Genomic DNA, 14,198 nt, shown 5'->3' with positions numbered 1-14,198 from the left:
AAATTGAGAGCGAAATGCAGTTGTGATATGGTAGGAGGTGAAAGAGAGGAGCGACAACGATTCATGAATATACAAGATGTCATTCTAGGGATATTAAGTGAAAAACCTCATTCGGGTTATGAGATAAAACGGCATTTCGAGGAATACTTTTCTTTTTTCTTTGATGCCAGCTACGGCACCATCTACCCAACCCTGAGCAAGATGGAGAAGCTGGACCTAATCACCAAAGAATCCATACGGCAGGAAGGCAAACCTGACAAAAATGTATTTACCATTACCCGTGCCGGCTTGGATCAGTTCCATGCTTACTTGCAAACACCGGCAGAAAAGGAAGTTCTGCGTTCAGACTTTTTTATGCATCTGTATTTCGGAGATAAGACCGATAAAGAGAACATAGATAATCTACTTCGGCAAGCATTGATAGAAAAGCAGGCAATGTACGATGATCTTGATCAGAAATTAAAGCAACTAGATTGCAAACTGTCCCCTTACCAAAAGCTGTGTATGGAATTGGGCCTTGTGCAATATGAAGCCTTTATCAAAAAAATTCAAAGTGTGCTGGAGTCTGAATAAGGATCATGTGGGCAGTAGGTTTCCTATTATTCTAGGGGATTTGCTGCTTTTTTTGTTGTGCTATCATAAAAAAGAACCGGCAGCATGCACAAATTGTGCTTGCTGTACCGGTTCTTTTTTAGCAAAAATGTGTAATCTATCGATTATACTCTGTCAAAGCTAGAAATCAGCTCATCGAGAACATCTTTGCTTACCATTTTACCTTTGAAATTGATGAGGTTCTCTGCGCTTCCGGAGAAGATACAAGTTGGCTCGTATTTTCTAAGAATAATTTTCTCTCCATCTACAAAAATCTCGAGCGGGTCTTTTATGTCAATTCCCATCGTTCTACGTAGTTCAATAGGAATTACGATACGTCCCAATTCATCTACTTTTCTTACTATGCCTGTCGCTTTCATCATCGTACATCCTCCCTTAAATTCACATTAATAATCATTTTTGCTAAAAGCTATGTAGGCTTCTATGTGATAGTAATGATTACGCTATACTCTAATATTAAAGTGCTATTCATTCCCTGTCAATTTTATTTCTACAAAATATGATATTTATCGACAATTATTCGACAAAAATATGTACACTTTCGACAAAATGCTGTAAAGCAATCCAATTTATTCGTCTTGAAATTAATAAATATCCAACATTGCGATTACAAATCAGCTTGCAGAGTATCCCAATTGATACCATCATTTACCCAATACATCAAGTCTGGAAACACTCCGACGTATATCAGAGCAAAGAAACGTTTAGTAGAATTAATACAGACTATTTATGCTTTATGCATCTACTTTTTTCGACAATCCAGCTTTCTACTATGTACTGATTTAATATAAGTATTACATATTATTAATAGAAAGATCAAATATTGGATAAATTTAGCATAATTAATTGAATTTAATTACAAAAAAAACCGACCAGTGATCTCTGGTCGATCTATTCTATCGTTATAATGGCTTCTCCGTAACCCTGCCATTCGCATCAATAATTGCATTATAAGATAGGCTATTCATTAGCTTGATCGTCTTCTTATTATAAGAATCGTCCATGAAGTTCGGCTGTCCACCAATAATTTTGACTGGCGTAATCTTACTAGTCACCTTGGCCTCATTAATCTCAAAATTCACCAGCATCGAGTGAAGCGTCTTTTCTCCACCACGTGTTGAACGATTAAACACAAAGTTTCCAAGTGAATAATAGATCGGTTTATTTTTGTAGTATTCGATGCCCATCAGGCAATGGCTGTGTGCGCCGAGTATGATATCTGCACCACTATCAATCATCTGTTTGGCTAGCGTGCGGGCGTATTGTTCAGGATAATCCTTAAACTCTTCATTCCAGTGAATGTACACAATCGTGTAATCATTCTCCTTAGACATCTTCTGAATAGCCGTAAGCATAGGCTGCGAGGTGTACGCTGAGGCAGCTCCCGGTTTATTGTTGCCGGCATACCAAGAAGGGCCTGAAAGCACTCGACTTACACCTAAGATAGCGATCTTCTTCCCCTTTACCGTCCTTGTATACGGTTTGAACGCTTCCTCTACATTTTTACCAGCTCCTGTATGGCCAATCTTGTTTCGATCCAGATGCACCAATGTATCGAGCATAGCGTCTGTTCCGAAATCTAAAATGTGATTATTAGCCAAAGAAACGCCGTCAATCCCAGCATAGGTTAAGCCACTAAGCACTGCTGGTTTAGACCTAAAGGCAAAGGTTTTCTCTGCTGCCTTCCCTCGAATAGACACTGGCGTTTCCAGATTCGCGAAGGCGATATCTGCCTTTTGCAAGGTAGGTGCGACTTTCACAAACGGAAAGTTCACTCCGTATTTCGCGATCTGATCACCCACAAAACCGTCCAAGAGAATATCACCAGCAAAAGCAAGTCTGATAGGTTCTGAAGATGGCGAAGCTGCACTAGATGCAATCGTCGAAGGGAGAATCAGTGATAATAGAAGTGTAGTAAGTAGCATGCTGCGAAGTACATTCGACCCTAATCTCAAAAAATACAGCCTCCTATCCTCATTATGGAATCTATAATAGCTATTATTCTAGCTTACTGGAAATAGATTACTAATTTAAGGGTAAGAAGACCTGTTATCCCTTTGATTTTTTCAAAACAGCCCGGAAGCATTGTAACCCACCCCACAAATCTGTGGACACAGCATCTGCAGGCAACTCAAAATCCGTCTCCCCCCAATATTGAAATCCAGCCTGCAGCAGCAAATCATTCATAAGATTTAAGTTTACCGTTGGGTAATCAAACGTTAGCACGAGCAGCCCTTCTTCGTTCAACGTTCGGTGAAATTCCCGTAAAGTGCCGACCGTATCCTCTAAGGTCAAATGCTCCAGCACTGATATGCAAAAAATAGTGTCAAAGCTCTCGTCCTCATATGGAAGAGCCGCAAGATTGGCCTGAGCAAGATGCAAGTTGTTCGTTCTTCTAGCTATAACCTGCTTTGCCGCTTTTTCCCCGATCTCATCAGTAATCGCATCTAGGATGTCCTCCCGGTAAATAACCCTGCTGTCCATATCGCAAGCATGAACCTCTGCACATACCCCAGCTAAATAAAATTTCAAGGGATGAGGAATTCCACAAGCAGCATCCAGCACCACACCATGTGGAGAAATAAAGTTAATACACCACTCGTATTCAAAGGGACGGCTCCACCAGGATTCTGGCAAATCATAAATTAACTTCTCACGGCTTGCATCTGAGTTTACAAAAAAACGCGAGACAAAGGGATGTGTTGGCATGGCCAGGACTCCTTTTTAACGGAATTTAAGGTAGTGAGAGTATATTCATGATTTGCTGATTCATTCCATAACCTTACATTGAGCTAGACAAACCCAAAAAAAACGGCTGCTCCCTTAGGAACAGACCGTCTTTAAATATTAACCGTACAAATCTTATGAGTAAAAGGATAGAGGCTTGGCCTCAACTCCATGTTTCTCGATCAAATGATCTAGTAAAGCAGACCATTCCGCATCAACCGTGCATTGATCTGGATGAGCCTCGAACCAAGCAATTGACTGCTTTATCCCTTCAGAGAAAGGAACGGCAGCCTGGAAGTCAGGCACGAGACGTTTGATTTTACGATTGTCAAAAACACTGCTGACCGCTTGATCGCCGATCAAGCCATCCGCCGTCCCTGGAGGGGAGAAGGCTGTGATAAAGTCTGTAGCGATATGAACCACTTTCGGCTCCACACCTGCCGCTTGCCCAATGGCCGCATAGATCTGATTCCAGTTCAACACCTCATCAGAAGTAATATGAATGGCCTCCCCAATCGCTTCCGGATGCCCAAGCAATCCGACGAACCCTTTGGCAAAATCTGAGTTATGCGTCAGTGTCCACAAAGATGTTCCATCTCCATGGATGACTAAAGGCAAGCCACGACGGATACGATCAATCAAGGACCAAGGATGCTGTCCGCTCGTGAGTGCCGCAGGGATAGCAGTATTTCCGTAAGTATGGGAAGGACGAACAATTGTAACCGGGAATCCGATGCTCTTGTGTGCCTCCATCAATAATTGCTCGCAGGCAATTTTATTTCTCGAGTACTCCCAATAAGGATTCTCCAGAGGTGTCTCTTCTGTGATTATATAATTACGCTGTGGCTTCTGATAAGCCGAGGCCGAGCTGATAAAAATGTACTGCTTCGTTTTACCTGTAAACAGGTCAATATCTGTCTGCACATGTTCTGGTGTAAAAGCAATCCAGTCTACCACTACGTCAAATTCATAATCTCGCAATACTTCGGCAGCCTCCGCCGGATTACGAATGTCACCTTGAATCACCTTCGCCCCATCCGGAACGAATTCGCCTCTTTGTCCTCTGTTGAACAAATACAGCTCTATTCCTTGTTCTACGGCAATCGGGGATACAGCCTGACTAATCAGTCCCGTACCTCCGATAAATAATACCTTCATTTCACACGCTCCTTATAGAGGTTGTTCAAAAACCTACTTTTTGAACTCTCATTTATAGTAAAAGTAAACCTGGATCGTCATTTATTCTTTAACGTAATCACGCCATAAGTGCTTTGGCTGCCAATTCAGCAGCTTCTTCGCCTTCGCATTGCTGAGTAACGACTCATGGCCTTCCAGCGGCTGGCGGAAATCCGTCACCTCTGGATAACGTGCGGCCATTAACTCTCTGCTAGGAACAGCCATACTGGTCTCATCTGCGCATATATTAAGAGCAACTGCGCCCAATCCGTCCGTTTCAATCGCCAATTGGCAAGCTGTCGCTACATCCCGTGTATCAATATAGCTCCACAGAATCCGATCACGCTGCGCGGGATCATGAATGAAGGAAGGGAAACGTTCATACGTCGATGGGTCAATGACATTTCCGATTCTTAGGGAAACGACTTGTATGCCCGTTCTGCGCTGGAACATCTCTGCTGTCTTTTCATTCACAACTTTAGATAGACCGTAGCTGTCTTCAGGAAGTTGTGGATGATCTTCATCCATCGGTACATACTGGGGTCCCAACGGGTTAACCGCAAAACAGATGCCATAAGAGGATTCACTGGAAGCAATAACTGCTTTGCGAATGCCTAGTCCAGCAGCAGCCTCCAGAATGTTATAGGTGGATACTACATTATTTTGAAAGGTGACTTCACTCGTCTTTATATTTGCAGCTGGGATCGCAGCCAGATGCACAACTGCATCAGCGCCTGCAAGTACGCCGTACACTTCACCTAAATTATTCAAATCAGCAATGATCGTTTGGCACAAGGAATCTGGAGATTTTTGCGTATCCACATTCACAACCTCATACCCTTGCTCAACAAAATGCCGGACTACCCATCTGCCGAGCATCCCGCTTCCGCCAGTAACAACTACTTTCGCCATGATCATATCTCCTTTTTTATGAATCTATCTCTAGTTAAGAATCTCTTCAATTTTCTTCAAAATATCCTCGGAAAGTTCTATTCCCGAAGCCTTAACATTCTCTTCGACCTGCTGCGGACGACTGGCACCCACTAGCGCACTTGCTACATTAGGCTGACGCAGAATCCAAGCCAAAGCCAGATTTCCCACAGAAATATTCAGCTCCGCAGCTACCCCGCTCAGTTGGCGAACCTTTTCAATCTTCTCTTCTGTAATCGCCTTTTTCAACCGATCCAGCTTAGCCGCACGGCTATCTTCAGGGATGTCCGCGTTATACTTTCCTGTTAACAGCCCTTGAGCCAGTGGAGAAAAAACAACCTGTCCAATGCCACGTCGCTCGCCGAGCGGAATAATTTCTTTCTCAATATAACGTTCGAACATATTATAAATCGGTTGGTTAACCACGATATGATCCAGTAAATAGCGGTCTGCTACAGCTAGCGCATCTGTCATTTGCGCCGCTGTCCACTCACTTACACCGACATAATATACCTTGCCTTGACGAACCAGATCATCCAGCGCACGTAAGGTCTCTTCAATTGGAGTTTCCGTATCGAAACGATGGCAATACATAATATCCACGTATTCTACGCCGAGACGCTGCAAGCTTGCGTGACATTGTTCCGTAATATGCTTGCGGGATAGACCACGATCGTTAGGTCCCGTCCCCATTTCGCCAAACACTTTAGTGGCCAGCACATAGGATTCTCTCGGATAGTTCCGCAAGGTCTCGCCTAGCACTTTCTCAGCAGCACCCTTTTCGTAAACATTTGCCGTATCAAAAAAATTCACGCCTATGTCGTAAGCGGTTTCAATGGCTTTAACAGCATTATCTCTTTCTACATAGCCTCCGTATGTCAGCCAGCTTCCCAGACTAATCTCGCTAACTTTTAGGCCTGTTCCACCTAATCTACGATATTTCATAATAACTGCTCCTTTCCATAGTTCCGTGTTATGATTTCGGCAGGTTGCCTAACGCACATATTCATTCTAGAATAGTTTGTATATAATAGGAAGAAGTGAAATTTAGTTTACTATATGATCTCTAGAGTAGTTACTATACAAGAGTATAGTGGCACCAAAACAGGAGGAGATTCCTTGACAACAGCTAAATCTAGCAATAATTATATCCCTAAAACCCCACTTACTATTGAATGTAATGTAGAAAAAACACTTGAAGTATTGGGCGGAAAATGGGCTTTTCTCGTACTAAGAGAGTTATTCGACGGTACCCAACGCTTTGGAGCGCTTCAGCGAAAAATTACTAATGTCAGCCCTCGTGCTTTGACTAGTACTCTTCGCCATTTAGAGGAACACGGTGTACTAGAACGCCATGTGTTTCCTACCGTACCGGTGACAGTGGAATATTCTTTAACTCCAAAAGGTGAGGATTTGCATCAAATTTTGAAGGAAATGAAGCTGTGGTCGGCCAAATGGACGTAGCATAAATGGTAGGTTGTGATATGATCAAAATAGCCCCGGGATCATCGTTCCCGGGGCTTCTTTTTTACTATACGATCTAGTATTTATCCACAACCGCGCCGAGTACTGCCGTATTTACATACGGTTTTCCTCTAAGGCTCTGCAGCTCCTGAGCAGTTCCTGTAACAACAACTCCCAATAGCTGTACGTCACTGGCATCCGGTGCCGCTTTATCCTTTTTCAAATAGTTCGAGATTCGCTCAAATTCTCCGTAATACTTGCCCTCTTTCTGAAGCCCATATGCTAGTGATTGTAAAAAATCCTCTGGTTTCGGTTTAAATAAGCCTTCCCAATTGACACCGTAACCGTATACTTGTCTCGCTGATTCCGGTAATGCATATTTATTCGGGCTGCTGTCATTCGTAATAAACTCAAGCTTCTTTTTATTGTCATACGTATCTACCCAATACCACTTCTGTGTCAGCTCTGTTGGCAGCATCTTCTCTACTTCTGCTTGTGTATAGCTTTTATCAAATGAAACTGCCATTTCTACCAACTTACCAGGTTCCATTTGTTCAAGTGCAGGTAGGTCATTCAACACCTTTCCGTTATAATTCACCCCAGGTACATAGAACATCATTTCCCGCTGTCCATTTTGACTGTTATATCCTCGGTAATATTCATAATTTTGGCTTGTCATTATTGGATCAGGAACATTAATACTAGAGTATCCCCTGTAAAGTAGAGAAAAACGGCTGCTCATACTGAATTCCAGCTTTTTAGTATCCCACACGACAGGTACACCCTCAACAACCTTGTACGTATTCAATTCAACTTTGCCCGATAAAAAGCCTAAATCCAGCTCAGTTCTCAGCTCATGAAGATTAGGACTGCTAATTCCCATCATAATCCTCTCCTCATCCAGACCACGCATCGCTAACCAGCTTGTCAGTTGAGTGATACCGAGCATGCCGCTAAGCAATACAATAATGGTCACGATCAGAGAAATGACCGTATTACGGATCATTGTTTTTCGTTTTGCTTTCTTAATTATTTTTGAAAGGTTTTGATCATCCTTTTGTTCCCATGGAGCCGTCATTCCGCTTCACCTCTGTATTTTTTTTGAAATTGCTTGCGGGCACGAAACAATGCCGATTTGACCGTATCCGTTGTGATCCCAAGGAGCTCAGCTATCTCCTGATAGGACAGCTCCAGCTCGTACTTCATAATAATGAGCTGTTTGTGGAGAGGAAGAAGCTCATCTAGTACACGTTCGATGTCCTCTCGTTTCTCTTTTAACAGCACATGATCCTCCGGCAGTTCCATATCAGGCACATCCACATAATCAATAGGAATGACTATCCGCTTGCTGCGGCGGCACAGATCATAATAACGATTAATCGCCACTTTATATAGCCATGCACTGAATTTGTTCTCATCAATGGAATCGATATACAAAAGCGCCTTATACACTGTATCCTGTACAATATCTTCAGCATCGGCTGCAGGTGCCCCGAGACGAATCAAGTATTTTTGAATTTCTAACATTTTCGGTTGAAGTATCTGATGTAGCTGCCCGGGCTTCATCCTGCACCTCCCTTCGTATGTATAACGGTTAAGTTCTCGAAATGTTAGCTGATAGTAGAAAAAACCTATAAAAGAAAAGTTTCGCAAAAAAAACCCCTTACTGCTAACAGTATATAGATACCGTATAGCGTAAGGGGGTTCTCTTTTAAAAAAATATTTATTCACTTATAAAAGATTCATTTATACTAGTAACATACGCCTTTTGAAATACCAAGTCCATATAAATATTAGGCCAGATATGCAGCAACATAATCTTTAAACTCTGTTGAAGGAACCATGCCCAGCTCCGAACGATAAGCAATCTCGAATTTCTCATAGAGCCGTGCGATCTTATCCTTATTTCCGAGCCTAGCATATATATCAATCATTTGCTCGTTCATCTCTTCATGAAGAGGATATAAACCCAAGAACTTTTCTAATCGTTGCTCCGCTTTATGCCAATCCTGAGTAGCACAATCTCTGTCCACTAGCAATCGAGTCCAGGTTGTAAAATACTTGCAATAAGCTTCCTCCAGCGAAATCTTCCATAGATAAGGCTTTCCATCCAGCAGGGGCCCCTGATATAAGAAACAAAGCCGCTCCATTTGAGTAGTGTTTTGTTTCCCTTCAGCCATTTCTAAATGAAACCTTTGATAATCAAGAGCATCATAACTTTCATTTCCGGTCTCCAGCATATAACCATCATTCATTTTACGTATTTCCATGCCGAAGCCCTTTTCTTTTAGCATTTTTTTCAAGAGGTAAATCGTATTATACAGGTTGGATGCCCCTCTCTCATCCTGCATATCTGGCCATAACAAATCAATTATTCTCCATTTACTGATATAACGACCTGCATTACATAGAAAATATGCGAATAATTCCTCTGCTCTGCGCGTTCGAAAATGAATGGGCTTGCCTTCTGAATCACAAACTTCAAATCCGCCAAAACAGCGGATCATAGGCCCCGTTTTCTTTGGCTCTAGGATCACCGCAGATCTCATTCGTTTAACAAGTCGTTCAGTAACCCTGTGGATCGCTTCGGGAGTTATTGGCTTAAGTATATAATCTAGTGCACTAACCTCGAACGCTTCCAGTGCATAATTCTTGTAGGCCGTTGTAAATACAATCTCCGGTTGATGCATTAGCTTCTGAATTCTGCTTGCCAGCTCAATACCATTCATCTTAGGCATTTCAACATCTATAAACACGACATCCGGTTGTAAATCAGGTATGCACTCCAGTGCCTCTAATGGATTTGAGAAGGCCCCGCTAATGGTATAATCTGGATTACGACCGATCAGTACCTTCATCAAATTCAAAATTGGCTTCTCATCTTCAACAATCACTACACGAATCATCGTGTTTCTCCCTCCATGCCCCCAAGGCTTGCTGGTAAATACATTGTTACTTTGGTCCCAAACCCAAGGTCGGAATGAATGGTTAGGGTAGCTCCGGGTATAGCGCCTAGACGCTTTCGAATGTTATGGATTCCAATACTGCCATCCGGCTGCTCGTCTCCAGTTAATTGATATAGCAAGTCATCTGGCATACCCACACCATCATCTTCGATGATAACTTTCATATAGTTACTACCTGCTTGAACCGTGAGCGAAACTCTGCCCTGACCCTCTTTTTCAAACAATCCATGTCTGATCGCATTTTCAACAAATGGCTGAATACATAAGGAAGGGATTTCAACAGAACGCAGACCCTCATCCATATAAAAAATAAAATCAAACCGTTCTCCAAAACGCGCTTTTTCGATCTCCACGTAGGCTTGAATCAGCTCTAACTCCCGGTGCAAAGGAACAACTAAAGTGGAACGGTCCATATCGAGAATATAACGGATGTATTGACTTAACATGGATAACAAATAGGCGGCTTTCTCTCCATCTGTATAACAGAAAGAGATCACACTGCTCAGTGCGTTATACAAAAAATGCGGTTTGATTTGCGCTTGATGAAAAGCATACTCATTTCGTATCGCTTCTTGTATCGATGTCTTCATTGCAATCAGCGTTTGAATTCTCGCAATCAGCGTTTCTCCATCAAATGGTTTAGTTATATAATCATTCGCCCCAGCCCTGAAGCCAAGCGCAATATCTGTTGGCGCGTCTTTTACTGTAGCAAACAAAATAGGTAAATCCAGAATGGAGTAACGCACCCGCAACGTTCGGCACAACTCAATTCCTGAAATCCCCGGCATCATGACATCTAATATAACTAGGTCCATATTAGGGTATTGCTCCATTTTGTCCATTGCTTCATTCGCTGAAAACGCCGTAATTACATTGTAATGATGCCGTCTTAAAATATTCAGCAGAATATGAATGTTAGAGGCCTCATCATCCACAATTAGGATCGTATATCCACTCTGATCCACTATATCTAGCGAGGTCTGCTCAAAATGCGCGTGCTGCCCCACCCCTGTAGCTGCTACTTCGCGGTAGCCTGGGATCCGCTCGATTTTGGGCAAGGTGAAGATCATTCGAGTGCCTTGACCAACCTCAGACCAATCCACCCGAATCTCACCGCCCATCCGCTCAATTAGCTTTCTGCTAATATACAGACCCACACCCATTCCTGTGTAACCATCTTGCGGAAGTGGTTTATCGACTTGTTCAAAATATTCAAATATGGCGGTATGCATATCAGGGGATATCCCAGTTCCTGAATCTTCCACCGTAACAGATACTGTATTTCCCTTTACATAAGCTTTTATGGTAATAAATCCTTTATCCGTATGCTTGATCGCATTGTGAACTAAATTGTACATGACTTGTCTTAATCGACTATCATCCGCAAGCACCCAAACATCGGGTTCCACCTGATTATCTAATCGCACAGATTTCCCTGCGAGCTCAAACTGCAACACATCAAATACAATTTGTGAAGCCACCCTTAGATCAACCACTGTCTGCTGTAGTCGTAATTCTCCATGCTTCAAAAGACTAACATCAATCAAATCCTGAATGAGCATAGACAGTTTTGTAGAAGTGTCCTTAATTAACCAAAGATTCTGTTTCTGTAATGGATACAGATTATCTTCGCCATCTTCTAATAAAAAGGATGTCATATTCATAATGCCATGCAGCGGAGTTTTGATCTCATGAGAAGTGTTCATCAGAAATTCATCTTTAAGCTGGTTCGAGATTAGCAACTGACGGGACAGCATTTCCGTCTTATCATAAGTATTTGAGAATCGTACAGCTAACATAATATTGAAGAAAACAATAAAACCAATGACTCCGCATTTACCCACCAAATCGGTCTGCAGAACATTTTCAGAGTAAAGACTTACATCAAAGAAAAATATCAGGAGCGAAATCGCACCGCCAATGAACAAAAACAGTTCTTTTCGATCCGTCGTCTGGCTCTGGCTGCGAACATATAAATAGATCATTCTGACTATGATTACCACCATAACGATTCCAAGATAGGTTACAAATAGATACTTCATACGAATGTGTACACCATACGGGAGCACCAAAACCGATACAAGATATAAGACAAATGGAGACAACACAATCTTCATCCTCTTACTTGACATCAACCGGGACTCGACCGAGCAGTAAAACATAATAATGATAATCGAACCGACAAACTGGCTTATTTCCAATAGCTTGTAAGTTGATTCAAAAGGGAAATGGGGTAATAACTGTTGAAATATCTTCTCTCCATATAGAGAATTGTTCAAAGAAAGAATAAGCAAATATAAACCGCTGAGCAAATAGGCCTTTTCTCTACGCCCAACGAAATAGAAGCTGAGATGATATGCTCCAAACATCCCCAGGATCAATATAATTCCAATGTCAGTACCCGTCTGAATACTGTTCAGTTTTGTAATATCCGTGTGCACGCCCAGTGGGATTGAATTCACGATCCCTCCAGTAATAAAGTTGAAGTTAGACACTTGAATTACAATTTCTATCTCTTGGGTATTAGACTGAAAAAATACCGTATACGGAGTATTCCCTGGCTTAAATGACTCACTTTCTGTTGAAGGAACCCCGTCCTCTCCTTCCTGCTTCCCATTGATAAATAACTTTTGAGACATACGGATACTTCTTATTTTCAAACCAAGAATCTCATCCGAATCTTTGACCAACACTTTAAGTCGATAGGTGCCAGCCCCTTTACGGTCCATTCCATCTTCTATGATCTTGCCTTTCCATGTGCCTGGGACAGATAGATATGTAGATTTCTTATCTATACTTTGCTGAATCTCAGAAGGACTCAGTAATTTATTTTCATAAAACTCCCATTCTCCGTCTAGATCAACTAATCCCTGTTTCTCAAAGTCCCATCTCGACAAATCCAGTACGCCCTGCTTGGCCACCGGGGTATCTTGGTCCTGAATCGTTGGGGAAATAATACTTACTAATAGGGAAAAGGCAAGGATAAAAAACAACCCCATCCCAACTATTCCACGATATTTCATCGTCCTCAACCTTCAGGCTCCTCTCACAAGCGAGTAATTCTACCATTCTACCCCGCTGCTCTCACAAAAATCTCTCAAAGCCCCGCCTGTAAGTTACTTCCAGACACTCTAATTGTTTGCTGACGTTACTCAGTATAATCGGCACTTAGGTAGGCGTCTATCTACATTTCAAGCCTTTAATCGACGTTCAAACGCCTTTGGAAGGAGTAGCGTAGCAATCACACCTATAACTATCACCGAAACGATGGATACGGTCAGATACAATATCGGTATACCAAAAATATTATAAGATACATATTTTTCGATTAAGGATGTGCTCATGATTACACCTGATGGCAAAAAATCTATCCAATCACCAACAACACCTGGCAGTGAGAAATAAGGCAACATGACTAAACATGCCGCTAGTCCAAGAGTACTTAGACTGCTCCGAAACAAAGCGGAGATCAGCGCAGTCAATAATAAAAGGCCACATGCTGCTAGCAAGGTTACGGCATATTTTAAGAGCATGCCCTGAAGCTGGGTTAAGTCATATGGGCTCTCTACAAAGTAACTATTCAAGGGCGCATTCCAACCCACGAAACCAAATGGCAAACAAGAAAATAATACACATACACCGTAAAAAAGTGTCACAAATCCACCGGTTACTATAAATCCCGCTAACAATTTTGCAGTAACAATCTTCAATCTTCCATATTTACTGGATAGAATAAGTGAATCCATTCTATAATTTGCCTCACCGGAATATAGTGGTGCCAAAGCGAAGACTAGAATCAGACCTATCAGAATATTGCCTACACCCGGGATTGAAAAAAATCTGTACAGAGATCCCCAGTCATTTGTCACATAAAATCCGGGTGGCCGAATTCCTTCCAGCATTGAAAGTCTTTTCGTAACATCTTTTAATACATATAACCCTTGATCCTGCCTCTCCAGCAGAGCTTTCTGCCCTCTTAAATCGTTCAAATTTTTATTGAATAGATCCAGACTATAAGCCGAAGCTGCATAACGCTGCTCCAGAATTCGAGTCATTTTTTGCTCTTTAGATCCCACGCTATCCTCGGCATATTCTTCTTTAAGCCTTGGTGCGTATTTAAGAGCTAACTCTGGTTGAATCGGTCCCGTATGTGCAGCGATAACTTCGGGTTTTTCCTTATTTACAACCAACAGACTATTTGTACCGGATGGATAGAAGCTGATAAAATAGAAAATTGCAATCGCCAAACCTCCTGCTATGGAAATCCAGACTCTAGGAATCATGATTTTACGGAACTCAAATATAATCAGACGTCTCATGCGA

The 14,198-nt window shown here is 42.0% G+C and carries 13 protein-coding genes; 2 read left to right on the top strand and 11 right to left on the bottom strand.

Annotated elements, in window-relative coordinates; translation table 11 throughout:
• Nucleotides 1–63 precede the first annotated feature (63 nt).
• Nucleotides 64–573, top strand: a complete 510-nt coding sequence (locus MKX60_RS28325; protein ID WP_042186461.1) for a PadR family transcriptional regulator — start codon at nt 64–66, stop codon at nt 571–573.
• 143 nt (nt 574–716) lie between these two features.
• Here the strand turns inward: MKX60_RS28325 and MKX60_RS28320 are convergent, their stop codons facing one another.
• From MKX60_RS28320 to MKX60_RS28295, 6 genes are all read right to left on the bottom strand, one after another.
• The gene (locus MKX60_RS28320) at nt 717–974 is read right to left on the bottom strand and encodes an AbrB/MazE/SpoVT family DNA-binding domain-containing protein (RefSeq protein WP_042125931.1); all 258 of its coding nucleotides are present in this window, start codon (nt 972–974) and stop codon (nt 717–719) included.
• 540 nt (nt 975–1,514) lie between these two features.
• The gene (locus MKX60_RS28315; RefSeq protein WP_042193538.1) at nt 1,515–2,537 is read right to left on the bottom strand and encodes a CapA family protein; all 1,023 of its coding nucleotides are present in this window, start codon (nt 2,535–2,537) and stop codon (nt 1,515–1,517) included.
• A gap of 124 nt (nt 2,538–2,661) precedes the next feature.
• The gene (locus tag MKX60_RS28310; RefSeq protein WP_339802047.1) at nt 2,662–3,321 is read right to left on the bottom strand and encodes a class I SAM-dependent methyltransferase; all 660 of its coding nucleotides are present in this window, start codon (nt 3,319–3,321) and stop codon (nt 2,662–2,664) included.
• A gap of 153 nt (nt 3,322–3,474) precedes the next feature.
• Nucleotides 3,475–4,497 (bottom strand): SDR family oxidoreductase, encoded by a 1,023-nt coding sequence (locus MKX60_RS28305; protein WP_341061627.1) that lies wholly within the window; start codon nt 4,495–4,497, stop codon nt 3,475–3,477.
• A gap of 81 nt (nt 4,498–4,578) precedes the next feature.
• A complete protein-coding gene (locus tag MKX60_RS28300; RefSeq protein ID WP_341061626.1) occupies nt 4,579–5,427 on the bottom strand; it encodes an NAD-dependent epimerase/dehydratase family protein in 849 nt (282 codons plus the stop codon).
• Nucleotides 5,428–5,457: 30 nt separating this feature from the next.
• A complete protein-coding gene (locus tag MKX60_RS28295) occupies nt 5,458–6,390 on the bottom strand; it encodes an aldo/keto reductase family protein (protein WP_341061624.1) in 933 nt (310 codons plus the stop codon).
• Nucleotides 6,391–6,564: 174 nt separating this feature from the next.
• On the opposite strand from MKX60_RS28295, the gene MKX60_RS28290 reads away from it, so the two are divergent.
• A complete protein-coding gene (locus MKX60_RS28290; RefSeq protein ID WP_042186450.1) occupies nt 6,565–6,909 on the top strand; it encodes a winged helix-turn-helix transcriptional regulator in 345 nt (114 codons plus the stop codon).
• Nucleotides 6,910–6,985: 76 nt separating this feature from the next.
• Here MKX60_RS28290 and MKX60_RS28285 read toward each other — a convergent pair whose 3' ends face one another.
• The 5 genes from MKX60_RS28285 to MKX60_RS28265 all read right to left on the bottom strand — a co-directional run bounded on the left by MKX60_RS28285 (nt 6,986) and on the right by MKX60_RS28265 (nt 14,194).
• A complete protein-coding gene (locus MKX60_RS28285; RefSeq protein WP_341061623.1) occupies nt 6,986–7,987 on the bottom strand; it encodes an anti sigma factor C-terminal domain-containing protein in 1,002 nt (333 codons plus the stop codon).
• A complete protein-coding gene (locus MKX60_RS28280; protein WP_042186445.1) occupies nt 7,984–8,475 on the bottom strand; it encodes an RNA polymerase sigma factor in 492 nt (163 codons plus the stop codon). Before MKX60_RS28280 ends, MKX60_RS28285 begins: the two co-directional genes overlap by 4 nt.
• 227 nt (nt 8,476–8,702) lie before the next feature.
• Entirely contained in the window at nt 8,703–9,815 is a 1,113-nt protein-coding gene (locus MKX60_RS28275) for a response regulator (RefSeq protein WP_341061622.1), read from the bottom strand.
• Nucleotides 9,812–12,898 (bottom strand): hybrid sensor histidine kinase/response regulator, encoded by a 3,087-nt coding sequence (locus tag MKX60_RS28270; protein ID WP_076283343.1) that lies wholly within the window; start codon nt 12,896–12,898, stop codon nt 9,812–9,814. The genes MKX60_RS28275 and MKX60_RS28270 overlap by 4 nt, the downstream gene beginning before the upstream one ends.
• Before the next feature lie 168 nt (nt 12,899–13,066).
• A complete protein-coding gene (locus MKX60_RS28265; RefSeq protein ID WP_341061621.1) occupies nt 13,067–14,194 on the bottom strand; it encodes a hypothetical protein in 1,128 nt (375 codons plus the stop codon).
• Between the last annotated feature and the right edge of the window lie 4 nt (nt 14,195–14,198).

Origin of the sequence: Paenibacillus sp. FSL R5-0914 (assembly GCF_038004525.1) — a bacterium.
Taxonomy (GTDB): Bacteria; Bacillota; Bacilli; order Paenibacillales; family Paenibacillaceae; genus Paenibacillus_AQ.
Note: the sequence above shows the minus strand (reverse complement) of the source record. Positions and strands in the feature narration are given on the sequence as shown.

Excerpts from the sequence above, each read along its gene's own strand:
- MKX60_RS28270 (WP_076283343.1), bottom strand. The coding sequence starts at position 12,898 with ATGAAATATCGTGGAATAGTTGGGATGGGGTTGTTTTTTATCCTTGCC.
- MKX60_RS28305 (WP_341061627.1), bottom strand. The coding sequence starts at position 4,497 with ATGAAGGTATTATTTATCGGAGGTACGGGACTGATTAGTCAGGCTGTA.
- MKX60_RS28325 (WP_042186461.1), top strand. The coding sequence starts at position 64 with ATGAATATACAAGATGTCATTCTAGGGATATTAAGTGAAAAACCTCAT.
- MKX60_RS28300 (WP_341061626.1), bottom strand. The coding sequence starts at position 5,427 with ATGGCGAAAGTAGTTGTTACTGGCGGAAGCGGGATGCTCGGCAGATGG.
- MKX60_RS28310 (WP_339802047.1), bottom strand. The coding sequence starts at position 3,321 with ATGCCAACACATCCCTTTGTCTCGCGTTTTTTTGTAAACTCAGATGCA.
- MKX60_RS28265 (WP_341061621.1), bottom strand. The coding sequence starts at position 14,194 with ATGAGACGTCTGATTATATTTGAGTTCCGTAAAATCATGATTCCTAGA.
- MKX60_RS28280 (WP_042186445.1), bottom strand. The coding sequence starts at position 8,475 with ATGAAGCCCGGGCAGCTACATCAGATACTTCAACCGAAAATGTTAGAA.
- MKX60_RS28275 (WP_341061622.1), bottom strand. The coding sequence starts at position 9,815 with ATGATTCGTGTAGTGATTGTTGAAGATGAGAAGCCAATTTTGAATTTG.
- MKX60_RS28315 (WP_042193538.1), bottom strand. The coding sequence starts at position 2,537 with ATGCTACTTACTACACTTCTATTATCACTGATTCTCCCTTCGACGATT.
- MKX60_RS28285 (WP_341061623.1), bottom strand. The coding sequence starts at position 7,987 with ATGACGGCTCCATGGGAACAAAAGGATGATCAAAACCTTTCAAAAATA.
- MKX60_RS28320 (WP_042125931.1), bottom strand. The coding sequence starts at position 974 with ATGATGAAAGCGACAGGCATAGTAAGAAAAGTAGATGAATTGGGACGT.
- MKX60_RS28295 (WP_341061624.1), bottom strand. The coding sequence starts at position 6,390 with ATGAAATATCGTAGATTAGGTGGAACAGGCCTAAAAGTTAGCGAGATT.